At 38.6% G+C, this 25,841-nt stretch carries 18 protein-coding genes; 14 read left to right on the top strand and 4 right to left on the bottom strand.

The features are described from left to right. Position 1 precedes the first annotated feature (1 nt). From bcsQ to DO88_RS01060, 11 genes are all read left to right on the top strand, one after another. Positions 2–715, top strand: coding sequence for a cellulose biosynthesis protein BcsQ (bcsQ, locus tag DO88_RS01010; protein WP_033040970.1), 714 nt, complete (start codon positions 2–4; stop codon positions 713–715). Further along, positions 712–3,384: a UDP-forming cellulose synthase catalytic subunit gene (gene bcsA, locus DO88_RS01015; RefSeq protein ID WP_033031539.1), complete on the top strand. Its 2,673-nt coding sequence runs from the start codon at positions 712–714 to the stop codon at positions 3,382–3,384. The genes bcsQ and bcsA overlap by 4 nt, the downstream gene beginning before the upstream one ends. Beyond that, positions 3,377–5,623, top strand: coding sequence for a cellulose biosynthesis cyclic di-GMP-binding regulatory protein BcsB (gene bcsB, locus DO88_RS01020; RefSeq protein WP_033031536.1), 2,247 nt, complete (start codon positions 3,377–3,379; stop codon positions 5,621–5,623). The genes bcsA and bcsB overlap by 8 nt, the downstream gene beginning before the upstream one ends. Next, positions 5,623–6,753: a cellulose synthase complex periplasmic endoglucanase BcsZ gene (gene bcsZ, locus DO88_RS01025; RefSeq protein WP_033031534.1), complete on the top strand. Its 1,131-nt coding sequence runs from the start codon at positions 5,623–5,625 to the stop codon at positions 6,751–6,753. The genes bcsB and bcsZ overlap by 1 nt, the downstream gene beginning before the upstream one ends. Next, positions 6,744–10,562, top strand: a complete 3,819-nt coding sequence (locus DO88_RS01030; protein WP_033031532.1) for a cellulose synthase subunit BcsC-related outer membrane protein — start codon at positions 6,744–6,746, stop codon at positions 10,560–10,562. The genes bcsZ and DO88_RS01030 overlap by 10 nt, the downstream gene beginning before the upstream one ends. A gap of 247 nt (positions 10,563–10,809) precedes the next feature. Continuing rightward, complete coding sequence (locus tag DO88_RS01035) at positions 10,810–12,303, top strand: peptide MFS transporter (protein WP_033031529.1); 1,494 nt, start codon at positions 10,810–10,812, stop codon at positions 12,301–12,303. A gap of 138 nt (positions 12,304–12,441) precedes the next feature. Then, a complete protein-coding gene (locus tag DO88_RS01040; RefSeq protein ID WP_007376895.1) occupies positions 12,442–15,189 on the top strand; it encodes a metallophosphoesterase in 2,748 nt (915 codons plus the stop codon). A 303-nt stretch (positions 15,190–15,492) separates the two neighbouring features. Further along, the gene (hppD, locus tag DO88_RS01045; protein ID WP_002958202.1) at positions 15,493–16,539 is read left to right on the top strand and encodes a 4-hydroxyphenylpyruvate dioxygenase; all 1,047 of its coding nucleotides are present in this window, start codon (positions 15,493–15,495) and stop codon (positions 16,537–16,539) included. Positions 16,540–16,675: 136 nt separating this feature from the next. Next, entirely contained in the window at positions 16,676–17,989 is a 1,314-nt protein-coding gene (gene fahA / locus DO88_RS01050) for a fumarylacetoacetase (RefSeq protein WP_007376894.1), read from the top strand. Between the two features lie 135 nt (positions 17,990–18,124). Next, positions 18,125–19,288 carry a M23 family metallopeptidase gene (locus tag DO88_RS01055; protein WP_007376893.1) on the top strand — a complete coding sequence of 388 codons (1,164 nt, stop codon included), beginning with the start codon at positions 18,125–18,127 and terminating at the stop codon, positions 19,286–19,288. After that, positions 19,278–19,760 (top strand): bactofilin family protein, encoded by a 483-nt coding sequence (locus DO88_RS01060; protein WP_033031527.1) that lies wholly within the window; start codon positions 19,278–19,280, stop codon positions 19,758–19,760. The genes DO88_RS01055 and DO88_RS01060 overlap by 11 nt, the downstream gene beginning before the upstream one ends. A 21-nt stretch (positions 19,761–19,781) precedes the next feature. Here DO88_RS01060 and DO88_RS01065 read toward each other — a convergent pair whose 3' ends face one another. Beyond that, positions 19,782–20,255 carry a hotdog fold domain-containing protein gene (locus tag DO88_RS01065; protein ID WP_007376891.1) on the bottom strand — a complete coding sequence of 158 codons (474 nt, stop codon included), beginning with the start codon at positions 20,253–20,255 and terminating at the stop codon, positions 19,782–19,784. Between the two features lie 183 nt (positions 20,256–20,438). On the opposite strand from DO88_RS01065, the gene DO88_RS01070 reads away from it, so the two are divergent. From DO88_RS01070 to DO88_RS01080, 3 genes are all read left to right on the top strand, one after another. Beyond that, on the top strand, positions 20,439–21,638 hold the full coding sequence (locus DO88_RS01070) for a multidrug effflux MFS transporter (RefSeq protein ID WP_007376890.1): 1,200 nt from the start codon (positions 20,439–20,441) through the stop codon (positions 21,636–21,638). After that, complete coding sequence (locus DO88_RS01075) at positions 21,635–22,279, top strand: LysE family translocator (protein ID WP_007376889.1); 645 nt, start codon at positions 21,635–21,637, stop codon at positions 22,277–22,279. Before DO88_RS01070 ends, DO88_RS01075 begins: the two co-directional genes overlap by 4 nt. Positions 22,280–22,345: 66 nt before the next feature. Further along, a complete protein-coding gene (locus DO88_RS01080; protein ID WP_002958191.1) occupies positions 22,346–22,810 on the top strand; it encodes a methylglyoxal synthase in 465 nt (154 codons plus the stop codon). A 19-nt stretch (positions 22,811–22,829) separates the two neighbouring features. Here DO88_RS01080 and yegD read toward each other — a convergent pair whose 3' ends face one another. The 3 genes from yegD to DO88_RS01095 form a co-directional block, all read right to left on the bottom strand. After that, complete coding sequence (gene yegD, locus DO88_RS01085) at positions 22,830–24,194, bottom strand: molecular chaperone (RefSeq protein WP_007376888.1); 1,365 nt, start codon at positions 24,192–24,194, stop codon at positions 22,830–22,832. 62 nt (positions 24,195–24,256) lie between these two features. Then, positions 24,257–25,099, bottom strand: a complete 843-nt coding sequence (locus DO88_RS01090) for a DNA ligase (RefSeq protein WP_033040967.1) — start codon at positions 25,097–25,099, stop codon at positions 24,257–24,259. A gap of 33 nt (positions 25,100–25,132) precedes the next feature. Next, complete coding sequence (locus DO88_RS01095) at positions 25,133–25,789, bottom strand: HAD family hydrolase (protein ID WP_033040965.1); 657 nt, start codon at positions 25,787–25,789, stop codon at positions 25,133–25,135. Between the last annotated feature and the right edge of the window lie 52 nt (positions 25,790–25,841).

Here is a 25,841-nt window from a genome sequence, read left to right as displayed (position 1 = left end):
CGTGCAAAGAATTTTTTTAAAAGGTATAAAAGGTGGTACAGGTTGTACCGCAATTGTGGCTAATCTTGCCTGCGTGCTGAAAAAATCCGATGTACACGTAATTGCGGTTGATTTAGACCCAAAAAGTGATTTAGGGCTGCATTTTGGTTTGCCTTGGAAAAACACACAAGGCTGGAGCGACGCTGAAAATTTCAACGATATCCTGACATGTTTTTACCAAGATAGTGACGGCATCATTTTTTTACCTCATGGCGAAAAAACACCTTCTAATACCGCATTAAACGAACTGATTGATAATTGCAATAAACTGGACAACATTCAAAACGCTTGGGTACTCTTCGATTGTCCTAGTCATATAGATATCAGTAACTACACCTTACATGAAGACGATATTGTCATTGAGTTAGTCAATTGCGATGCGGTATGCCACAGTCTTATTTATAGACGTTTGCAAAAACTAAAAAAGACAGAAAATTCGTGGCATCACTTTTTTTTAGTTAACCGATACAATTCATCCTCTGAATTAGAATTCGATTTATTCTCACTTTGGCAGTCAACACTCCCACTTATGGCACCTTTTTTTATAAATAGTGACGAAGTGATTAAAGAGTCAACGGCTTATCGTAATGTGGCACTAAACTGTGCACCTTATAGCATTGCTAACGACGATTTCGAAACGCTGGCTGGCTGGTTGGTAAGTAAAACAGCATTATGATCTCATTTAAGGCACTTCATAAACACCCTTTTCAAAACACCTTTCGACTGGTGCTGAGTTTATTGTTTAGCGAAAAATTAGTCCGTTTGATTCTGTTTAAGTTTCACGGCTACTTCAATCAACACAGAATGAATGCGATTGAAGCATTGCTGATGCCATTTCTGATTATAGTAAGTTCTCTATTTGTAAAAATTAGCGTTCATAAGCGTAATATTCGTGAATCGATAAGCGTGAATTATCCGCATTTAAGACAACCGTATAGAAACCATCCTTATTCAAATTCAATACGCTTTATTTTACAAAGCGTTTTTTTGACGTTCGTTAAAAAAACGACAAAAAAAAGAGCGACGAAAGAAAAAATATCACACCATTTCTATGACTCAGTGAATCGTCTCTTTAGGCAGTTTAGGTGGTTTGATTTAAAATTAGGTAAGTTACTAAGGCGTATACTGTCAAAAAGCAAAAAAAAACCTAAACAAAGTGCTTTTTATTCTATTGCCGATGCGCGTGTTTGGCAAAATAAATATGTAAAATACATTGTGATTGCATTCATATTGTTTTTATTAACGATTTTTATCACTATTCCTTTCAGTCTAGAAGCGCAAGCCATTTTTATAAGCTTCATTTTATTAGTCGCCTATTCACTTAAGCGAATAAAAGGCCAAATGGCAACGATTGTAATGATCACCTTATCGGTAACAACGTCCTCACGTTACTTATGGTGGCGTTACACTGAAACACTAAATTGGGATGATCCTCTTGCTTTAGCCTTAGGAGCCGGACTACTACTTGCTGAAACATATGCTTGGCTTGTTTTAATACTTGGTTTTTTCCAAACTATTAATCCTCTCGAACGCAAGCCCATACCATTACCTAGAAACACTGACTTATGGCCTACGGTTGATGTGTATATCCCAACTTACAATGAGCCATTGAGTGTTGTAAAACCAACTACATTAGCAGCGCTAAGTATCGATTGGCCTGAGGACAAGTTAAATGTGTATATTCTCGATGATGGTAAACGTCCTGAATTTGCTGATTTTGCAAAAGAAGTTGGCGTAGGGTATTTAACGCGTCCGGATAACAATCATGCAAAAGCTGGCAATATGAACAGCGCTATGCGCTATACCCACGGTGAGTACATTGCTATATTTGACTGTGACCATGTTCCTGCGCGTTCTTTTTTGCAAACAACCATGGGCCAATTTTTAAAAGACAGTAAAGTCTGTTTAGTGCAAACACCACATCATTTTTTCTCTGCTGATCCATTTGAAAGAAACCTTAACAATCACAGCCAAATCCCAAATGAAAACATGTTATTTTACGGGCTTATTCAAGACGGTAACGACATGTGGGATGCGACTTTCTTTTGTGGTTCTTGTGCGGTATTAAAACGAGAAGCGCTGGATAATATTGGTGGTTTTGCATTTGAAACTGTAACCGAAGATGCTCACACAGCACTGCGCATGCAACGCGCAGGCTATAAAACAGCTTATATCAACATTCCACAAGCCGCAGGACTCGCTACGGATAGTTTATCGGCGCATATTGGGCAACGAATTCGTTGGGCACGCGGTATGGCGCAAATTTTCAGACTTGATAACCCTTTAATGGGCAAAGGGTTAAGTATTCCTCAACGCTTGTGCTATATAAACGCAATGTTACATTTTTTATCGGGAATACCTCGTATTGTATTTTTAACAGCCCCTTTAGCACTGATCTACTTTAATGCCTATATTATTTATGCGCCTTTTTTAGCTATTTTTATTTATGTAGTACCTACGCTTATTCAAATTAAAGCGACTAATTCACGTATTCAAGGTAAATACAGGTACTCATTTTGGGGCGAAGTGTATGAGTCGGTGTTGGCTTGGTACATATTGAAACCAACCACTGTTGCCTTATTTAATCCTAATAAAGGTAAGTTTAATGTAACAGAAAAAGGTGGGCTAAATGATGAAGAGCATTACGACTGGGGAATTTCGAAACCCTATCTCATACTATTAGCAATTAACCTTCTGGGCATCGTGTTTGGGGTACTGCGTTTGATCTTTGGTGACCCTTCTCAAATAGGTGTGTTAGTGATTAGTATGGGCTGGGCGCTCTACAACATGATTATTCTAGGAGCCGCTGTTGCTGTTGCAGCAGAAGCGCGTCAAGTAAGGCACTCACACCGAATAAAAGCCAACTTTCCAGCGGGTATTCGCTTAGCGAATGGGCACACATTAAAAGTTAGAATCACTGATTACTCAGATAATGGTGTCGGTATTGAGACAGAGCATGCCCACCTATGTAGAGTAAACGATAAAATTGAGTTGTTAATGAGTCGAGGAGACAAACAATTTTCGTTTACAACTCATGTGTGTAATACCCGTAATAAACAGATAGGTCTGACACTTAAAGATTTGTCGCTCGAAAAACAACGTGCATTTATACAGTGTACTTTTTCTAGAGCAGATGCTTGGCTTGATTGGCAAAATAACTTTAGGCATGATCGCCCGTCATACAGCTTCAAAGAAGTACAAAAGACTAGTTTAAGAGGCTTTAGTAATTTACTATTTCATGCGCCTAGGCCATTACAACCGACTATTAAACTGTTAACTCGTTTAGTTATGTATATAAACTCATTCATTCCAAAAAAACCTATAGTGCAAAATAATTATGATTAATAAGCTACTTAGTACACTCGTTATATTTTTACTCATGAACATTGCTTGGCAAGCTAATGCTATTGAGCCCATGAGTGATAAGACCATATTCAACAATGGCTACCCTGAGAGTGCTCAAGTTACTAGCTTACGTCTTGATTTTGAAGCTCTCGGTTTTAATAATTATAAGCTAGACGCTATAAATAACGATTCAAATGTCGACTTCACTAATCGCATTGATAAGTTGAGTAAAAATTTGATGTTGAATTTCTCATACACAAACTCCCCTTCATTAATTGCCAACGTATCGCATTTAAAAGTGTATTTTAATGAAAATTTGGTGACAGTTTTACCTATAAATGAACCTTCAAATATTATTAAAAATACCGCTGAACATAATATAGCGCTCAACGCAAAATACATTCAAGACTTCAATCAAATTCGCTTTGAGCTTGTTGGTTATTATAGTACGTCATGTCAAGACTATTTTAGCCGTGCTATTTGGGTAGAAATAAACAAATCAAGTAATATAACTCTCGACCAAACTTCACTGGCTATTGATAGTAAAATTGAGTATTTACCTGAACCATTTTTTGATAGCAAAGATTACAGTAAACTAACTCTTCCGTTTATTTTTTCCGGCACACCAAATAAAGAAGCAATAGAAGCCGCTGCAACACTTTCGAGCTGGTTTGGTGCTCAAGCTGATTGGCGTGGCGCTAACTTCCCTGTTGTACTTAATCAATCACCTAATCAACACAGTGTTGTATTTATTACAAACGCATCTAAACCTGCTTTTTTAGCCGACTACCCTGATGTAGAAAAACCAACAATCGAGATTATTTCCAATCCAATACACCGTTATAAAAAAATACTCCTTATATTAGGACGTGATGAAAAAGATTTAAAAACCGCAGTAAACGGTTTAGTGTTTGGCCATAAAGTAATGACTGGCCGAAGTGTAAGTATTGAAGGCATGAATAAGATTCCACTTCGCAAAGCTTACGATGCACCTCGATGGCTGAGAAGCGATCGCCCTGTACATTTTGATGAGTTAATTGACTACCCAACTCAGTTACAAACTACAGGGCTCAATAGCGGTCCTGTTAAGTTGAATATTCGCTTTGCGCCTGATTTATTTACGTGGCGTGAAAAAGGGATCCCGATAACGTTGCAATATCGTAATACGCCAGAAGATGACACACTAAGTTCTAGGCTGAATATGCTGATAAACCAAGAGTTTATTAGTGGCTTTTTATTAGAAAAAAATGACTCTACTGTAAGTACAACAAAAACACTGTTACCGTTAATTGCTAATACAGATTCAACTCAAAGTACTGAAAACTTTTCGCTTAATGGTATTAGCTTGGCTAAACGTAATGAGCTTAATTTTGATTTTCGATTTGACGTACTAAAAAATGCAACATGTACTGGAGCTCCTCTTGGCGGCGAATATGGTGTTATAGACGGTAACTCTCATATTGATGTAAGTAATTTTAATCACTATATCGCACTACCAGATTTAAATGTATTTGCTAATAGTGGATTCCCGTTTACAAAATACGCCGATTTACAACAAACATTAGTTATTTTGAATGAAAACCCAACACCTAAAGCACTTTCAATGCTCTTTAATTTAACCGGTCATTTTGGCGCTATAACAGGCTACCCTGGTCACCGTTTAACAGTAAAATATTTAAGTGATGATATAAACTACAACGATAAAGACATACTGTTTATAACCAAACCAAGTACGCGCAGTGACAAGCTAAAAGAAGATGAACCAAAAAACATTTTGCTTAACAACAATCAACGTGCAATTAAACTCGCTATTTATAACGGTGCTTATGACGATAATAAAGCTGAAAAAATACAAATAAACGTAAAGAGTAGCGGCAATATGGCGGTGATTACAGGCTATCAGTCCCCCTTTAGCTCGCAACGTTCTATAGTATCGTTAACGGCAACAACAAATGAAGCGTTTGGCCTATTAGATAACGCACTGATGAACTCGCAAAGTCGAGAACAAATTAAGGGCAGTGCAACAATAATTACAACACAAGGGATCGAAACAATTAAAACAGATAAACAGTATTTTGTTGGTCAGATCCCTGTTCATACCTTAATTTGGTTTCACTTATCAGATCACCCATTTATATTAGCGTTATTATCTATTTTAACGCTACTGATGATCTCATTTATTCTATGGCGATTATTACAAGCACTTACATACAAGCGTTTAGCTGAAGGAGATAAATAATGAAGTCACTTATAAAGGTAATCTGCATTGCTGTGGCATTATTTGCTTTTAATACGAAAGCACAGATAGAACAGTGTCAACCGTGGCAAGCATGGCAAGTATTTAAAAGCCACTTTATAAGCCCAGATGGTCGTGTTATTGATTTAGGTAGTAAGCAGAGTATTACAACATCTGAAGGTCAGTCTTACGCGTTATTTTTTGCTGTAATAGCAAACGATAAAGCAATGTTTGATTTAGTACTTGATTGGACCGAAAATCATTTATCCGAAGGTGATTTAAGTACGCGTTTACCAGCATGGCAATGGGGTATAAATGAAAAAAATGCAGGAGCAATTTTAGATTCAAACCCTGCCTCTGACTCTGATTTATGGATAGCTTATAGCTTATCACAAGCTGCTATTCTCTGGGATGACCGTCGTTATAGTATATTAGCGGCCGTGCTAGCTCAGCGTATAATACGAGAAGAAACAGCCTATATTTCCGGTCTTGGTTTGTCATTACTACCGGCCCCAGCTGGCTTTGACTTTAAAGACGAACAATATAAATTAAACCCTAGTTACTCACCTTTATTTATATATCAACAATTTAAAAAACTATATCCTCATTCTCCTTGGGAACAACTACATGAAAGCTCAGCAAAGTTAATTCTAGATACGGCCAAACAAGGTGTTAGCCCTGACTGGGTAATGTACGACACTAATAATGGTTTTTATTACGATAAAAAAACAAGTGACGTAGGAAGCTACAACGCTATTAGGGTTTATTTATGGGCCAGTATGATGGCAAACGATGCACCTTATAAAAAAGAATTGTTAGCACAATTTAATCCATTTTTAAAAACAATTAATGACCGTGGTTATGTGCCATTAAATACGTTTTCGAAATCAGGTAAATCAGAAAAAAGAGGCCCATTAGGCTTTAATGCAGCTTTACTACCTTTACTTGCAATACAAGACGATGATTCCTTAGCGATGACAATTCAGCAAAAATTAATGGTTGATAAGTCATTCACTCAAACTCGTTACTACGACAGTGTATTAAATTTATTTGGTACAAGTACTTTAAATAAACGTTTTGCAATTACAGCGGATGGAACATTACAACCTAAATGGAGTACTGAATGCAGCTAAAGGTTGCCCTACTCTGCGTATTAATACTGAGCCCAATGCTAAACGCAAAAACAGTAAATGATATTGATACGCGATCTGTTGAGTGGTTACTAAGCCAAATAAATATTGGTGAAGCACAAAAAAATAAAAGGCTTATTGAAGATAGCTTGAAAAAGCTGGTCGCGATTGCTCCAACCCGCATAGAAACACAGTGTGCTCAAGCGCATTACAACTTTGTTAACGGTGATTTAGATGGAGCAAATCAATTACTAAGCAAATTAAATAACGGACTTGTTAAGCAACCCCCTTGCATTGAAAAACTCAAAGTCATGTCTCGAATTGAAGGCAAAGATAAATCGGCTATTCAAGAAGCTAAATTACTAGCTCGCGCAGGTCGGTACGAACCTGCACGTCAAATTTATAATAAAATATTTAATAATGTATACCCAACACTCAATTATGAACTAGAACATTTAAGCTGGTACGCACAAGACAGCTCTCAATGGCAAAGTGTTAAAAATGGTTACGAAACATTATTGCAAAGTTACTCTAATATAGGCCAAGTTGAGATTGCTTACGCGAGGCATTTACTCAGACGTAACCCAAGTGACAAGCACGCTATTCGTATTCTAAGTAAATACGGCTCAACTTCTAGCTTTAGTAATGAAGTAGAAGAGATTTGGCTCGGTTCGCTAGCAAACATGCCAATTAGTGGTGCCACTGATAAAGAGTTTCAAACCTACTTTATGCTTTACCCGTTTAGTACTAAAGGTGAGTTACAGTATCAGGATTTCAAAAAAGATTTAACAGCACGTCAAACCTTAATTGCAGATCCAGCCTATCAGCTCTGGGTTAGAGGCGATAAACTCCTTGAAAAAAACAAATTAAAAGCGGCTGAACCGTTACTGTTAAAAGCGATAAGTGGGCGACCTCAAGACGGTGCAATAATGCGAAGTCTGGGTATTCTTTATTTACGCTTAGGTGACAATCAAAAATCCTATGAGTACTTTACACGAGCGCAACAGCACACCGCCGATTTTGCACAAAGAGAAACCTTAAAAGGATTAGCTAAAACAGCAAAGTTTTGGCTTTATATACGCCAAGCCAAAGATGCAATTAATAAGAATGAATTTAAAATAGCAAAGCTAAAATTAGACTTAGCTGATGCATTGGAGCAAAACCCTAATGCAGTTTTATATAACAGAGGCTTGTTACAATTTGCTCAAGGGCAATACTCTCAAGCAGCACGAACCTATCAAATTGTTTTAAAGAATGCCCCTCTCAATAACAGCGCCTTATTAGGTTTGCTTGAAATAGCTGAACTTGAACAAAGTGAACAAGCTTTAACGTCTTTTTATAGCCGTTTAACATTTGCTCAAAAGGAGCAAATTAAGCAATCCTATTCAATATCGCTTAGTAGCCAATATCGAGCAAAAGCAAATACCCTAGCGCAAGCAGGTGATTTAGAGCAGGCTGAAAAAGTGTTGCGTGAGGCAATAGATATTGCACCAGAGCAATCTTGGCTATATTACGACTTAGCTTTTATATACCAACAAAAAGGGCTTACTGATAAAGCTCGTACGTTGTTTAATAACGTATTGTGGCAGTTCCCTTTAAACCCTCAGCTGCGCTATAGCCACGCGCTTTTTCTACGATCTATTGATGACTACCAAGGCGCTATTGCAACCTTGCAATATATTCCCTTTAGAGCCAGAAATGCAGATATTGTTACGCTAGAACAACAGCTACAACTTAACGAATCTTTAACTCAAAGCGAGCGCCATCTTGATGCTAAAAATAAAGCAACGGCCATCTATCATTTAAGCGCCTTAGAAGCACAAAACTTAACTCCCGTAATGCAAGCCGAATTAGCACGTAATTGGTATCGAATTAATGAAAAGCTATACGCTGTTAAACTTATAAATAAAGCATTAACGGCACAACCTACACTTTCTGCTTATTGGCATATGCTTTATGGCGAATGGCTATTAGAACAAGGAAATGAGCAACAAACTAAACAATGGTTCACCAGTTATGCTCTTTCAGAAAATGCATCTAAAAATGATGTTAATCAATATGTACAGTTACAAAACAACTATATTAACCAGTATTACAGCGGCAGCGATTTAATTGCGAAACTAAATCAACTAGACCAAAAATATAAAAATAACGCAGCAATAACCACAGCATTAATTAACGCAAATTTAGCGCTTGAACAACGCCAAGCAGCGATTATCTTATATCAGCAAAAAGTACAAAATAAGCAAATTATTGAGCCACAAGCTTTACTAGCGATTGCTAAAGCGTACAGAGAGCAAGGTGATGATTTTCAAGCCAAAGAAGTAACACAACAAGCTATAACGCAAACTTCATCACAGGAAAGCTATTTACAACGTCAAATTATGGCATCTCTTAATGATTTTAACTACTCAGGTGACGCACTTGGTTTAGCTACAGAACTCATTACTAAATCGCCAAATGATACAGAGTTACGTTATTTGGGCGCCCAAGTGGCCAGCAATTTCAATGAAACAGAACAAGCTCAACTTTGGTACACACAAACACTCTCGCCTAACCGCACATTAACTGAAAAAGAGCTTTATAACTCGCTTTCGCTAATAAATGAAAGCGATGAGTGGTATATAAACGGCGCAAAGCGTGAGCTTATTAATGAACAAAACAAAAACCAAGCTTACATCGCTATTGGTGTTAACTTTAGTGGCCAGACAAGCACTGAAAGTGAAGCAACCCTTGGGGCTGGTTTAGTGCCTATTGAAGCCTATTTCCCACTTTGGCAAGGTCAAGGCTTTGTAAAAATAGACCCGACAACAATTAGTGCGCAAACAACACGTTTTGATGAGCAATTTGCGGGAAGCCGTTATGGCCAAGGTGCTTTATGTATATTTACGTGTTCTCTTGATGAAGTAAGCCCGAAAGAAAGCGGCGTAGATATTGGATTAGGCTGGCAGAATGAAAACTGGCGTTTAGATATAGGTACAACCCCTTTAGGGTTTTTAATTGAGGATATTGTCTGGGGCGTAAATTACGCCGATGATATTGGCGACTTTGGATACAGCCTTGAATTAGAGAAGCGTCCTGTTACCAGCTCAGTACTTTCTTATGCGGGTCTTGAAGATATAAACACCGGTAAAATATGGGGCGGCGTACGTTCTACAGGCCTTACTGCAAATATATCACACGATTTAGGTGGTAATTGGGGATTTTGGTCTAGTGCTGACTTTACCTCATATAAGGGCCAAAATGTAAAAGACAATCAGCGATATCGTATTATGGGTGGCAGTTATTATCGCGTAATTAGCAATCAAGAACGCGAATTCACTGTAGGAGCAAGCTTATTACATTGGGCATACCAATATAATTTAAGTGAAGAAACTTGGGGGCATGGTGGTTACTATAGTCCACAAAATTATGTTGGTTTATCAGTACCGCTTAGTTATGACGCACGTTGGGGCAATGATTTTGTTTATCGTTTGAAAACGGGCGTTTCATATTCACAAACTAAAACCCAAGCAATTGACTTTTTCCCTAACGATCCAGACTTACAAGCAGAAGCGTTTATTCGTCAGCTTGAAACAGGAGCAAATCCAGCGTTTGAGGGCGACACAAGTTCAAGTATCTCTTATAACCTAGAGGGCAGCTTTGAATATAGAATAACGCCACACTGGTTTTTTGGTGGTTACCTGGCAATAGATCGTTCAGACTTTTACGAGCCTAACTTTGGCCAATTGTATATGCGATACTACTTCAACCCTGTATATGGCACTCTTGAATTTCCTGGCACTCCAATTGTACCTTATGCCGAGTTCTAACTCGGCATAAGGTGATACACCGCGCAATACTTCCCCTAGCACTAAGGTATATGTATACTTGTGCCCAATTGTAACTAGGATAAGGGTGTGCCTCTTACCTTGTGGTGTTATTACCCTATAGCAAATCATTATCTTAGCTACAAATACTATACTGATGGTCGAGCATTCTAGTAAATACAAATACTAAAATAGCTAAAGCAAAAAATTATAAGGCCATTACAACAATTCTTAAAGTTAGGAAGTAAATATGAGTTCAGCTCCAGATAGTGGCTGGTTTGGCCACCCTAAAGGACTTTCGACATTGTTCTTCACTGAAATGTGGGAACGAATGAGTTATTACGGTATGCGAGCTATGCTCGTATTGTTTATGACGGCAAGCTTACAACAAGAAGGCCTTGGCTTTACCGTTGCATCAGCTGCTGCAATATATGGTTTATACACAGGCGCAGTATACTTTTTAGGTTTACCTGGCGGTTGGCTAGCCGATAGACTATTCGGTGGTCAAAAAGCGGTTTGGTATGGCGGTATTATTATTATGTGTGGCCATATTATTTTGGCAGTTCCACATGATTATTCATTTTTTATTGGCTTAATATTTGTAGCGACGGGTACTGGTTTATTAAAACCAAATATCAGCGCAATGGTTGGCCAGTTATACAGTGATGCCGACGAACGTCGTGATGGTGGTTACGCTATTTACTACATGGGTATTAACCTAGGTTCTTTGATTGGTTACTACGTTTGTGGTTACTTTATGGAAAACGTAGGCTGGCACTGGGCGTTTGGCGCAGCAGCTGTTGGTATGGCTATTGGTTTAGTGCAATATAAGCGCTCACTTAATAACTTGCCAGAGCATAGCGTTTTACCCGCCAACCCATTAGGCCCTAAAGGTACTTCCCGCGCATGGGGTGGTATTGCTGCGTTTGTAATTATAGCTGCAGCAGTGACTACAGCTGCAATGACCGGCGCAATTGTAATCAATCCAACAGTGGTTGCAGGATACGTAGCTGTTGTATTCACTATTATCTTTTTTGTTTATTTTGGTGTTATTTACTTTACAGGTAAATTAACTGATGCTGAAAAACAAAGAATGTGGGCGCTATTTTTAGTATGTATTGCATCAGCATGTTTTTGGTCTGGTTTTGAACAAGCAGGTTCATCATTAAACTTATTTGCACGCGATTATACTGACCGCCTTATTGGTACTTTTGAAATCCCTACAACGTGGTTTCAATCGTTAAACTCGCTGTTTATTATTGCCCTATCACCATTTTTTGCAGCGCTTTGGATTAATTTATCTAAAAGTCTAGTATCACCTAGCTACAGCGTTAAGTGTGCGCTTGGTTTAATTATCATGGCGTCAGGCTTTTTAGTTATGTTTATGGCGGCTCATTACGCTGCTGAAGGCTTAAAAGTAGCGCCTTACTGGCTTGTTACTACCTATTTTTTACATACAGTAGGTGAGCTTTGTTTAAGCCCTGTAGCATTAAGTGCGGTAAGTAAACTATCGCCTAAACGTTACACTGGTCAAATGATGGGTGTATTTGTATTAACTTACTCAATCGGTAACATCATCGCAGGTTTACTTGCTGGTAATTTCGATCCGAATAATGTCCAAGAAATCCCTAACCTATACCTACAAATTGCATTATTTAGCATTGGTGTTGGTGTTGTTTTAGTACTCATGACATTTAAAGCTAAAGTATGGGAAAAACAAGGGTTAGAAGAAAAAGCTTCTTAATTGTTTTTTAAATAATATAGCTAAAAACCAATCCCTCATAACCGCTATGAGGGATTTTTTTATTCAACTTTGCCGCACCACTGTTAACTGATATTATAGCCTGATTGATTAGAGAATAGACTCAGGGAACAGCTGTATATGCAATCGTTAACGATATTACATGCCACAATTTTAGCATTTTTAATTATGCTTTTATCAGCTTGTGGCGGCTCCAGTGACGAGGTTACACTCAATCCAAACAACCCAGTTGAACCAGAGCCAAGTACACTCACATTATCAAGCTCGACTGGTTTAGACACGACATTAGATGAAGGTAATTTTATACTAACCGCTCCTGCTGGTGCGACTTCTAGTAATACAGAGCTTACTTACGAGAAAACACTATTAGATGAAGCAAATGAGCAACAAAATATAGTTTCAGATTTACATAGTCTTACACCAAACTCGCTGACTTTAATTACCCCCATCACTATTACAATAAAAATCCCTGTGGACTATGCATTAGGCGGGCAACTCTTTATAGCAAAACTATCAACCAATACATGGGACATAATCGAAAACTCAACCGTGTTAGATGGCTTCGTTAGCGCGCAAGTGAACACATTAGGCACCTACGCAATACAAATGCAGCGTAATGAAACTTTTGCCAATATAGGCCCAACTTGTGATGCGAATGCCACTAAACAATCAGTGAGGTTTGTGCATGTTGCCGATTTACATGCTCGCTTTGGCTACCAAGAGCAATATTTCAGCCGTATTAAAGCCTACTACAACCAAGTAGCAAGCCAAACTCCTCATACCTTATTTACAAATGGTGGTGACGACTATGAAAAAGGCACCGTCGCAGAGCAACTATCACAAGGTACTGCAACAGAAGAAGCAATTAAAGCGATGCAATTTGATGTTCGTGTTGTTGGAAACCATGATTACGCATGGGGCCCAGAAAAACTATTAAGTTATTCACAAGACGAGAATGCCATCGTACTGGCGAGTAATACACGGTATGAAGGTGAGCAACTACAAGATTTTGCAGGCGTTGGATTTGCAAAAGTACAAGTAGGGTGTGTCACTTTAGGTTTGTTTGGTATGACTTCTGTGCCATGGAATGAACTTGATGAACCAATTGAAGATGAACCAATCCCTGATTTCATAAAACAATTTAAAATGAGCTGGCAATGGCAACAAGTGGCGCAAAGCATTGTTAGTCAATATCGTGACGACGTAGATTATATGATCATGCTGAGCCATTTAGGTGTCGGTCTTGATACTGATATGGCAACTAACGTCGCAGGCATTGATTTAGTGCTTGGCGGCCACACGCATGGTGGTGAAAGTTTCGAGACACTAGACAACGGCGCGATTGTTATTCAGCCAGATTTTTATGCTAAAGGGATTACTGATTTAACGCTTGATTTTGATTTAGCGGATAAATCATCTCCGGTTGTTGATTACAAAACAATTGAAACCGACTCTATTAATGAACGAGATGAAACGACTAAACAAGCTATTGATGAAATTATGGGTCGTTATGCTCCTGACGCTGAAACAGAAATAACTATTTCAGAAAATTATCCAACTACTTTACAATTAGCTGAAATAACTGCCTTAGCCGCAAAACATTCAAGCACAATTAGCGCAGCATTACTTAACCCTGAACTAGTACAAAAGCGCTGGACACCCGGCACACTGACTCAAGAAGACTTCCATAAAGCTTTTTATGTAGAAAGGCAGCCATCAAATACGCCTGGGTTTAATTCTATCTATAAAGTAACAGTATCGGGAAGAGACTTAGCAGCGATGTTTGCCAGTCAACCTGATTGGTTTTTACTTAAACCTGAAGATATACAACCCACAAATAATTACGAAGTTGCGCTATTTAAAGGCGCGGCTTTAAATCCTGATTTATTTTTTAATAGTGTGACATTCTCAAACATAGAGCCAATAGCCGAAGCTTGGTGGCTACTTGATAAATATGCTCGATTTAGAACAAGCCAATGCCTACATTTGGATACCGACACTGAGCTTTACTCGTGCAGTAACGTAGCAAATGTAACTATATGGAATTTTGAGGATGCTAACAATCCGTTAGCGGCTGATTTTGGGCCTTCAGTACTTAACTATTTCGATCCAAATGAAACCAATTGGGGCACTGATGAAACCCAATATAACACCACCACTCAGTTAAATATTGATGATTTAACTGACGGCCCTTCGGGTGTAATGGCATTTTCGCGCCACTCCCCGACAGAAGGCTTATTAATTGAATTAAACACCCCTGCAAATGGTGATTTTGCAAACGAAGGAATGGTATCTGACTACACACTTGTTATGGATTTATATTGGCCTTCAGAAGGCAAAGATATTTATCGTGCAATAATGCAAGCAGAAACAAACAGTTATCTGGATGACGATGCTGACATATTTATAGACCCAAGTGGTGGTTATGGTAAATCAACAAGCGACAGTGGCTACTTTGGTAATACTCAGGCAGAAGCATGGCACCGTGTCGCATTTGTTTTCTACACAGCACCTACAAATGGGGTATTTGAAGTATACATTGATGGTGAATTAGCTGGCGTTAAAGAAGACGGCGAAATTGACCGCCAATGGGCACTCAATAAAACGGTGCTTTTATTTACCGATAATAATTTTGAAACCGTAGCGGGTTACTTGAATGCATTGCTTTATGCTGGCCGTGCTATGACCCAAGATGAAATTAAGCGTATGGGCGCTGCACAACAAAAATTAACATTTGAGCAATCTACACGTACTTTAAACCAAACAATTGAACGTCACTACAAAGCAGCTCCAGCAATAAAAACTAACCCATGGCTAGAGCAGCGAAACAAGTTTTTTGGCAACGCCTCTCAAAGTGTAAACAATTAAGTACGAAAAAGCTTTTACTTATTAATTATAAAAGGGGGTTTAACGCAGGTTAAACCTCCTTTTTAGTATTTAAATACAATAACTTAAAAACAAGCACTCCCACTTGAATTTATACCATATAACTTCATTTTACTTAACTGTATTACAAACACGTAACTTTATAATAACCGTCCTATAAAATTTACACATGCACTAGACACTAAATAGCGCCCTCCTCTTCCCCAAATTAAAAATCTGGTTGATTATCTACTGCAATATGACAACAACACATAATCGCAGTGCTTAATTGCGGGAGTAATAATAATGAGTGAAGTAAATAACTATTTAGGTTTAGTCGGTATTGAATTTACCGAGTACGCAACACCTGATGCTGATTATATGGATAAAGTATTTACTGATTTTGGCTTCTCTAAGCTTAAAAAATTCAAAGGTAAAGACATTGTTTATTACAACCAAAACGATATTCACTTTTTACTGAATAACGAGCGTGAAGGTTTTTCTGCAGAATTTGCTAAAAGCCATGGTCCTGCTATTTGTTCAATGGGTTGGCGTGTTGAGAATGCGCAAAAAGCATTTGAAACAGCAGTAGAGCGTGGTGCAAAACCAGCGACCGACTCAACGCATAAAAATATGCCTTATCCTGCAATCTATGGTATTGGCGACAGCCTAATTTACTTTATTGAACAATTTGGCGACAAAGGCACTATTTACGAAAGTGATTTTGAAGACTTAGAAACGCAAAATGTTGTAGAAGATAAAGGCTTTATCCGAATCGATCATTTAACCAATAACGTTTATAAAGGCACCATGGAAAAATGGGCTAACTTTTATAAAGACGTATTTGGTTTTACTGAAGTACGCTACTTTGACATTAAAGGTCAAAAAACAGCGCTTATTTCGTATGCACTTAAGTCCCCTTGCGGCACCTTCTCTATTCCAATAAACGAAGGTAAAGGTAACGATAACAACCAAATTGATGAATACCTTGGTGAGTACAACGGCCCAGGCGTTCAACATTTAGCGTTTTTAACAGATGACTTAGTAAGCTCTCTTGATAAGCTTGATAAATCAACAATTGCCACTTTAGATATTATCCCAGAGTACTACGATACTATTTTTGACCGTGTACCTTGGGTTGCTGAAGATAAAGAAAAAATTCGTGAGCATCAGATACTCGTAGATAGCCAAAGTGAAAATTGTTATTTATTACAAATTTTCTCTAAAAACTTATTTGGTCCAATCTTTATAGAAATGATCCAACGCGTTGATGATGGTGGCTTTGGTGAAGGTAACTTCCAAGCATTATTTGAATCAATCGAACGTGACCAAGAGCGTCGCGGCGTTTTATAAAATATTTGAGTAAATTAAAAGCAGCGAACTTCGCTGCTTTTTGTCGTTTTAATATTTAAAAAGTATGGCGCCAAGTACAAGTATGATTAAATAAACTATACCTTGTCGCCATACAGTAAAATCCAAAGGAAATGTAATGAGCCTAATTAACGAAACCCACGATATTAATTTAACCAGCTGGGTAGAATCAGCTAATGTTGATAATTGCGACTTCCCGATTCAAAACTTACCGTTTGCAGAATTTCGTCGTAAAGGGTCTGATGAGGCCTTTCGTGGTGGTGTTGCAATTGGTGACCAAGTAATCGATTTAGCAAAACTAAATAAATTAAACGTTTTAACAGGTGACGCTAAAACAGCCGCAGATGCAGCAAGTGAAGCAACCTTAAATACATTTATGGGTTTAGGGTTGCAGTATTGGTCAGCTCTTCGTTTAGCGCTTTCAAAAGCACTAAGAGCAGGCTCTGAGCACCAACAAGCGCTTAGCGATACATTGGTTGCACAGTCTGATATAGAGTTTTCTTTGCCTTGTCGTATCGGTGATTACACCGACTTTTACACTTCTATTTATCATGCTACTGCTGTGGGTAGTTTATTTCGCCCTGATAACCCATTACTACCTAACTATAAATGGGTACCTATTGGTTATCATGGTCGCTCTTCATCTATTGACGTATCGGGTCAAACATTTCATCGCCCTAAAGGCCAAACTAAAGCTCCTGATGCAGAAGTGCCATCATTCGGTCCTTGTAAACGCCTTGATTACGAACTAGAGCTGGGTATTTACTTAGGTAAAGGCAATGCACTGGGCGATGCAATCGCTATCGAAAATGCTGAAAACCATGTATTTGGCTTTTGTGTATTTAACGATTGGTCAGCACGTGACTTGCAAGCGTGGGAATACCAACCGCTTGGTCCATTTTTAGCTAAGAACTTTGCCTCAACGGTATCGCCTTGGATTGTAACAACCGAAGCATTAGCACCTTATAGAACAAGCTGGACACGTGATGAAAACGATCCACAGCCTATGGACTATTTAGAATCAAAAGCGAATCGCGACCAAGGTGCTTTTGATATTCAAATGGATGTTAAAATTCAAACGCAAAAAATGCGTAGCGAAGGCCATAACCCAACGCGCGTATCAACATCTAGCTTTAAGCACTCTTACTGGACTGTGGCACAAATGGTTACTCATCACACAGTAAATGGCTGTAACTTTATGCCAGGTGACATGCTAGGTTCGGGCACTCAGTCAGGTCCAACGCACGAAGAAGCAGGTTCATTACTTGAGCTTTCTCGTGGTGGCAAAGAAAAAATTACGCTAAGTAATGGCGAACAACGCAGCTTTTTAGAAGATGGCGATAACGTTATTATGCGTGGCTGGTGTGAAAAAGAAGGCTATGCACGTATAGGTTTTGGCTCTGTAGAGAGTACAGTTCTGCCTACAAAATAATACGAGTATTAAATAAAAGGGCTGCTTACTAAAAGCAGCCCTTTTTTATTAATTTTTGAACAGTTACAATTTTTCTCTGGCTTTTTTAACTCAAATTGCTATCTTAATTCGGTTAATAGCCAATGTTTATATGCCATGTCAGTATTTATAAAGTCTTTTTATCAAAAAACATTTCCAGCCCGTCAGTTACTTATTCGCCAAAATGGTGAAGTTAAGCATGTTGTTTTGGCGTCTTGGGTTCAGCTTACTGTTGCAGTACTTGTTTTTGCTACTTTAGCTTGGATCAGTATTTCTACATTACGTGTTTATTCACAAACGAACAAAATTTCCAACATCCAGCAAAACCAATTGAATAAACAACTACTTTGGCAGAAAAAAGTCAGCGAACAAAATGCACTTTATACAAATCAGTTAGAACAGCTGGCTATTCTTGAACAAAAACAGGCTTTATTGCAAAGCATGATAGAGTCATTACCAGCCTCGATTAGCAAAGATTCAATACAGCTTGATAGTAATCTCGAGTCACCAATTAGTGAACGAAAAGAAGAATTTCATGCTCCACTACTTGATGAAGAGCCAAACAATAAGCAAGTGAACTTAGTTACCCCGCTTACTTTTTCAGCAAGATACCAACATTTAGCACAAGCTTATCAAAAAAACTTTGCATTACTTGATAGCCAAATAAATAAACGACACGACGATATTTTAGCAATGCTTAAAGGCGCAGGGCTTGAATCGGCACTTAAACAACATTTGGCACTAAGCGAACAAAAAACAGCACAAGGTGGCCCACTTGATGTTTTTGATGAAACAAAAATTCCGACCCAATTTTTACTTATTGCCGATAAACTACTCTTATTAAATAACCTTGAAAGCTTTTTAACAGAGCTTCCGAATTCTTTACCTTTGCCTGCTGCAAAATATTACATTTCAAGTAGTTTTGGTCTTCGTAAAGATCCGATGAATAATCGTCGAGCCTTTCATAAAGGAGTCGATTTAGCTGGTTGGCATAAAACCGAAATTTTTGCCCCTGCTGACGCTATAGTTCTCAGAGCCGGCCGCAACGGTGGTTACGGTAACTTTATTGAGCTTGAACATAAAAATGGCCTTGTGACTCGTTTTGGCCACTTAAATAAGATTAAAGTGAAGAAAGGTCAACTAATTACTAAAAATGATGTAATAGGTTTAATGGGGAGCACCGGTAGAAGTACCAGTACTCACTTGCATTATGAAGTATTACTTGATGGCAAACATGTTAATCCTCTAAAAATAACAAAGGCGCTTTCTCATGTTCGGTAGAAAGAAACAAAAACCAGGAAGCTCTAGTTTAAAAAGAGTAAATAACACTCCCTCTATTATTTCACAAGATGTTCGTCTCACAGGCACCTTAGTTAGCCAAGGTGAAGTACAATTAGATGGTCGTATTGATGGTGATATTAAAGTAAAACATTTAGTTATTGGCTCAACAGGTATTATTGAAGGCATGGTTGAAGCACAAAATGTAATTGTAAAAGGCAAAGTTATTGGCTCAATAAACGCCAGTGAAGTAAATGTTAAAAGCGGCGCACATGTTCATGGCGATGTATTCCACGATACCTTAAGCATAGATGCCGGTGCGATTATTGAAGGTAGTTTAAAGCAACGTTTTGAAAAAGATGCAATTGAGCTTATTAGTGAAGAATTAAAACCAGTCAGTGAAGTTAAAATGTTGTTAGAGGAAGACGACAGCGGCTTGTCGTTTGTAAATAAACAAGCCACAGATAAAAACTAAATCAACTCAGTTGACTGTCCATTATTTTTTTTCAGTGATATACATAGTAATATCAGCGGTGAATACGAGTTCATCGCGGGTATTATAAAGTTTAACCGGTACTACTAGGTCCTCTTTATCAGTCCACTTATGTGGTAAATCAATTTCAGCGACAGCTCGTACATCTGTGTCTACTTTAGCTAAATACTGCACTGTCATTCCTTTTGGGATCCAACGATGCGTTTTAACTGGCACTGTTGCATCAACCATTACACCTGCACACAGTTCAGCTAAATTACACTGCGCAATAGCATGAATAGTTCCAATATGATTATGAACGCTGCGACGATTTTTAACCACCGCACTACAATGGCCCTCTCTCAAATCGAGTACGTAAGGTTTCATCGAACCAAAATATGGCGCTTTAAAGCAAACAGCTTTAGTAAAAAGCCAATTCCCAAAAGGTAGGCGCTTAAATTTATGCCATATTTGTACAAGTGCAGATTTATTACTCATTATTATTTTCCATCAACAGTTACTTTTTTAAAATTAACACATCAGACCAGTTTTAAAAAGTGCATTTATGCTGGCTTTTTAGCTTAATCCAATCAAAAAGTAAGAATGACAGCCTATGCAGGGGTCATAAGCCCTTTCTTTTTTATGAGTGCCCACCTAAAATACTCGACAAAAGGAGACTCAATGCAAACACAGCCCGCTAAACCTAATATGACCTTGTTACTTATCTTAGCGTTACTCGTTATATTTTGCCCTATGGCAATCGATATTTACCTACCTGCTTTTCCAACTATTGCAGAACAATTTGCAGTTACTGAACAACAAGTACAGCAAACCGTTGCTATTTTTATGCTAACAGTAGGTCTAGGCCAATTAATTGCGGGCCCTTTGGCTGATAGATTTGGCCGAAAACCAGTGGCAGTAGTGGGTATTAGTTTGTATGCAAGCTCTGCATTACTCGCATACTACTCGCCTTCTTTTGAGATATTGCTGATAGCACGTGCTTTTCAGGGAATTGGAGCCTGTGCCACGTTTGTTGTCGCATTTGCGATAGTGCGTGATAAATATGGTAGTGAACGAAGCGGTCAGATGATCACCTACCTTAACGGGATTGTGTGTTTCATTCCGGCAATGGCACCTATTTTAGGGGCTTGGCTTACCGTACAGTTTGGCTGGCGTATGAACTTTATGTTTTTAACCGCGTTTGCCATTTTGGGCCTTATTGTTACGCTATTCTTTTTTAGAGAAACTCGCCCTGCTGATAGTCATTATCAAGGGCATATTTTAGATTTACGTCGCTTTACACCGATTATTAAAACACCGGTATTTTTGTTTAATAGCCTAATTTGTATGGTCTCAATGTCGGCCATATTAGTGTATGTAACGCTCGCTCCAGGCTGGCTTATTACACATTTAGGCGGCACCGTAGCCGACTTTACTTTTTGGTTTACGTTAAATGCCGTAATAAGTATTGTCGCAAGTTTTATTTTACCAACCTACATTAAACGAAATAGCCAACGTGCTTTGCGTGTCGGTGTGAGTGTACTGGTTTTTTCAGGCATTTTAATGTTAGCCCTTAGCGGTATAGAAACAGCATTTGCGCTTATGTTACCTATCTTAATTGCTGCATTAGGGTTTGCTTTAAGTTTAGGCTCTGCAGCAGGAATGTCTCTGTCTAGCTTTCCTAAACAAGCAGGCACAGCCTCTGCATTACTCGGTGCTATGCAAATGAGTGGCGCTAGCATATTGGTAGTATTGACCCAGTATTTAGGGCTAAGCACACCATGGCTAATTGCTTTTCACTTATTATTACTAGCTCCGCTTTGGTTTATTTTAATGAGCAAAAAAGCCCATACTTTACACCCAGCTAAAAGTACTCAATGATCAATCCTGACTTTCTAATCTCATTTTTATTAGCCAGCTTTTTAATGGCAGTAGCGCCAGGGCCATCAAATGCATTTTTGATGGCGCAAACATTTGCTAATGGTCGAGGCGCTGGTATGCAAAGTGCATTTGGTTTTGCATTAGGTGGAGTTATTCATACGCTATTTGCTGTTGTAGGCCTAAGCGCAGTACTAAAAGCCTCTCCTAGTGCTTATGCCGCAGTGCAATACGCAGGCGCAGCATACTTATGCTATTTAGGGTTTATGATGATTAAAGGCACGCTAAAGCAGCCAGAGCAGACACCTGAGGGCAAGCAAACCGATAAACCGCATATAAGTACCAGTAAAAAAAGTAATGTCATGTTTCAGGCGATGATGACTGAAGTACTAAACCCTAAAGTAGCATTATTCTTTATTGCATTTATTCCGCAATTTGTAGATCCAACGCTTTCATCGGCTACTTTTCAGCTCGCTTTTTTTGGCTTACTTTACCCTCTTTTTGCTTTTCCAATTGACTGCACGTATATTTATTTTGGCGACAAAATTGCACAGTTTTTTAGACGTAACCCAAATAGCCAACTTTGGATTGATAGGATCACTGGCATTGTATTTATTGCCCTTGCTATCAATCTATTATTTTAACTAACCTGCACTTTGGTTAAGAGGTTCATTCTTCCGAGTTTAGGTTCATCAATAAAAAGAATTAGCATGGAACAAAAAACACAATCTCTTCCCGCACAAAAAAATATTGCTTTAGTTGCGCACGATGGTAAAAAAGCAGCATTAAAATTATGGTGTGAAAAACACAAAGAAATACTAAGTAAGCACACTTTATATGGCACAGGTACTACGGGGCATTTAATTCAAAAAACGACGGGGCTTGATGTAGTTCAGCTTTTAAGTGGTCCTATGGGCGGCGATCAACAACTTGGCGCTAAAATAGCAGAACATGAGATACATGTTTTAATATTTTTTTGGGACCCATTAGCATCACAGCCTCATGACCCTGATGTTAAAGCACTACTGCGTTTAGCAGCTGTTTGGAATATTCCGGTGGCGTGTAATGAAGTGAGTGCAGATATGTTATTAAGCTCACCGCTTATGGACGTAGAGCTTGAACGTACATTGCCAGATTACGAAAAATACCTCGCAACCCGACAAATAGATCTTTAAACCTCAATTGTAATCTAGGTTATTTATAAAGCATGCTGGCCCATTTAGTCAGGCCAGCGGTTACACTACCAAAGTGATCCCCGTTAACCATTTTTATATCGCCTAAGTGCTCACTTAAAGCCGCTTTAATCAATGGTGATTGTGCACTACCGCCTGTTAAGTAAATAATGTCTGGCGTGGTCGCAGCGTCGCTGATTGCTTGTTTTGCTAAAGTAACTATTTGGCTAATACTACTCTCAACGGCAACAGCTAAATCGCTTACAGATACATTTTTATTCAGTCCACTATCTAAAAAGCTTAAATCACAATCAAACGCACTAGCTGATGAAAGTGCTATTTTAGCCGCTTCACCTTGTTGCACTAATTGATGGCCTTGCTTGTTTTGCTGTAAATGTATTAAACGCTTATAAAGCTCAGGTGCACTTACATCACGTAATTGTGCATTTAGCTCTCGGGTATGACTTTCACTATAAAATTGGCTTTGTAAGTTTACATCGTTAATTTTACACGCTTGCCAAAACGCTTGATTAGGCAAAGGCAAACCCGATTTAAACGTACTGCCTAAACCCAATAACGGCATTAAACCATGAAAGCTCAAAGCAATATCTAAATCATTTCCGCCAACACGTTTACCACTGTGAGATAAAAAATCGCTATCGCGCTGGCTATTTCCTCTAAAGCTTGGGCCCATTTGTACAAATGAGCAGTCACTTGTACCACCACCAATATCAATAACGAGTACTTTTTGATCCTGAGTTAAATCACTCTCGTAATCGATACCCGCAGCAAGTGGCTCATATAAAAACTCTACGTCTTTAAAACCAGCACGTTTAGCAGCACGCTCTAAAATACCGACCGCTTGTTGATTTGATTGATCGCCACCCACAGCTTGAAAGTTTACTGGGCGACCAATCACTGTTTGTGTAAGTGTTTTACCTAAAGAGCGCTCAGCGCGTTGCTTAATTTTTAAGATCATCGCGGTTGCGATATCTTCAAAAAAGTTAATTTGACCTTGCTTTAAACCTGTTGCACCAAAAAATGATTTAGGGGACTTAACAAAATAGCCTTCTTCAGGAAACTGCACGTACTCGCTAATCGCTTCACGACCAATAAATAGGGTTTCATCTGAAGGTTGTAAATCAAGGTCTGACTTAATACGAGGTAAGGTATTTAATAATGCTTGGCGCTGCGTTAAAAAGTCATGCTCATGGGCTGTGCCATGTAAATGCTTAGCAACAAAATCAACAACCAACGCACTGTGATGAGTGTAAAGTGTAGACGGTAAGTAATGTTTTCCTTGCTCTAGCGGTACTAATTGAACATTACCCTCGCTCATTACACCCATAGCACAATTAGAACTACCGTAATCAAAACCTACAAACATACTTCACCACACATTACCAAAAAGGCCGCGCAATTTAGCACACTTTGTAAAATTTATAAATGTTATAAACTATCTCTGACCCGTAAAAAACTAGCAAAACGCGGTAACCCATTTTTTGTTAAGCCATGAAATCGGTACGTTACAGTACTACCAATCTCCGGTGGAATGGAGCGCTGTGCATCATTAAACCCAGTACCAATAGAAAATACCTGCCCCTGCGCTGTTTTTACCCTTAATGCCCCTAACATTCCTTGATATTTACCTTTGCCTGGTAAGTGGGCAATTACAACCGCTTCTGCATCTAAATAAGGTTTTAATTTTAGTAATGCATTACTTCTTCCATTGCTGTGCTTCGCGCTGGCCAAATGAAGCATTACGCCCTCGCCACCCTGCTTAGTTATGCTGTCAAAATACTCTGTAAGCTGCTCATTATTTGTAAAGCTATATTGACCTACAGCACTAATGTGCGGCGAGTTTAGGCTAGTAATAAGCTCATTATAGTTTTTATAGCGAGTGCTAAAAGGCAGATTTTTATCTGGCATATCAAATACTTTATAGGTAATAGTTTGCCAATCATGATTATTAGGTTTTTTAGTTCTGACTATGCCACTCAGCGCAGAAAAGTGCTCACGTTTAGTCCACAGCTCACCATCAAGCCATACATTTGGCAATGGCGCTGTAAACCAACTTGGCGCATTGATAATATTACCCTTACGAGTTAAAAACTCCGTGCCGGTCCAGATAGCTCTTACGCCATCATATTTTTCACTGACTAAATATTTACTTACATCATAATGCTTCGTTTCGTCATATACTTTAGCCAGTAAAACAGACGGCTGTGCTGCACTTATGCATTGCGTAAAAAGTACAATAACAATTAAAAGCAGGTGTTTAATAGTAAACATTGGCGCATCCAAGCATGTAAAAGTTGGCTTAAACTATAGTTGAGATTGCGCCCATTGCCAAAACTCATCTAAGTTGCTCATTTGATAGGTAGCTTGGCTAAAATCGTGATCTTTAGTATGGCTATTGGCAATGGCTACCACACGTAACAAAGCATTGTTGGCCGCCGTAACGCCGGTAAATGTATCCTCAACAGCAATTGCATTGCTTGCCTGTATATTTATCTGCTCAAGTGCCAGTAAATATGGGTCCCCAGCAGGTTTAGGATTACTTACGTCATCTTTTGTAACCACCGTATCAAACAGCTCATAAAACCCTAAACCTTTAAGTATTGGCATAGCTTCACTTTTAGCACTGCCTGTTACTAGCGCCATTTTTAAGCCACTCTCTTTTACAGCTTTCAACGTTTGCTCTGTAAATGGCATCAGTGGCGGTAAATGTGTTACTACATATTCACCAAATAAACGGTATTTTTCATCTGCTAAAAATTGTGCACTTACCGATAAGTTATGCTCTTGCTTAATTTCGATTGCGGCTTCTAAAGTGGGCCGTCCCGAAAAGCGCTGACAAAAATCATTTTCTAAATAACTAACACCGTAAGGCTTAAGTAGTTTACTCCAGCATACAAAGTGCATACTTTCTGAATCAACTAATGTGCCATCCATATCAAATAATATTGCTTGTAAAGTCATCCTCATTCCTTATACCAACCTGCATAGATCTTTGATCAATTTAACGAATTAA

Source organism: Pseudoalteromonas sp. S3431, assembly GCF_000690035.1.
In the GTDB taxonomy this organism is placed as follows: Bacteria; Pseudomonadota; Gammaproteobacteria; order Enterobacterales; family Alteromonadaceae; genus Pseudoalteromonas; species Pseudoalteromonas fuliginea.
Note: the sequence above shows the minus strand (reverse complement) of the source record. Positions and strands in the feature narration are given on the sequence as shown.

Coding starts and splice junctions, on each gene's coding strand:
- DO88_RS01030 (WP_033031532.1), top strand. CDS start 6,744: ATGCAGCTAAAGGTTGCCCTACTCTGCGTATTAATACTGAGCCCAATG.
- DO88_RS01095 (WP_033040965.1), bottom strand. CDS start 25,789: ATGACTTTACAAGCAATATTATTTGATATGGATGGCACATTAGTTGAT.
- DO88_RS01070 (WP_007376890.1), top strand. CDS start 20,439: ATGCAAACACAGCCCGCTAAACCTAATATGACCTTGTTACTTATCTTA.
- hppD (WP_002958202.1), top strand. CDS start 15,493: ATGAGTGAAGTAAATAACTATTTAGGTTTAGTCGGTATTGAATTTACC.
- fahA (WP_007376894.1), top strand. CDS start 16,676: ATGAGCCTAATTAACGAAACCCACGATATTAATTTAACCAGCTGGGTA.
- bcsB (WP_033031536.1), top strand. CDS start 3,377: ATGATTAATAAGCTACTTAGTACACTCGTTATATTTTTACTCATGAAC.
- bcsZ (WP_033031534.1), top strand. CDS start 5,623: ATGAAGTCACTTATAAAGGTAATCTGCATTGCTGTGGCATTATTTGCT.
- yegD (WP_007376888.1), bottom strand. CDS start 24,194: ATGTTTGTAGGTTTTGATTACGGTAGTTCTAATTGTGCTATGGGTGTA.
- bcsA (WP_033031539.1), top strand. CDS start 712: ATGATCTCATTTAAGGCACTTCATAAACACCCTTTTCAAAACACCTTT.
- DO88_RS01040 (WP_007376895.1), top strand. CDS start 12,442: ATGCAATCGTTAACGATATTACATGCCACAATTTTAGCATTTTTAATT.
- DO88_RS01075 (WP_007376889.1), top strand. CDS start 21,635: ATGATCAATCCTGACTTTCTAATCTCATTTTTATTAGCCAGCTTTTTA.
- DO88_RS01065 (WP_007376891.1), bottom strand. CDS start 20,255: ATGAGTAATAAATCTGCACTTGTACAAATATGGCATAAATTTAAGCGC.
- DO88_RS01035 (WP_033031529.1), top strand. CDS start 10,810: ATGAGTTCAGCTCCAGATAGTGGCTGGTTTGGCCACCCTAAAGGACTT.
- DO88_RS01080 (WP_002958191.1), top strand. CDS start 22,346: ATGGAACAAAAAACACAATCTCTTCCCGCACAAAAAAATATTGCTTTA.
- DO88_RS01060 (WP_033031527.1), top strand. CDS start 19,278: ATGTTCGGTAGAAAGAAACAAAAACCAGGAAGCTCTAGTTTAAAAAGA.
- DO88_RS01090 (WP_033040967.1), bottom strand. CDS start 25,099: ATGTTTACTATTAAACACCTGCTTTTAATTGTTATTGTACTTTTTACG.
- DO88_RS01055 (WP_007376893.1), top strand. CDS start 18,125: ATGTCAGTATTTATAAAGTCTTTTTATCAAAAAACATTTCCAGCCCGT.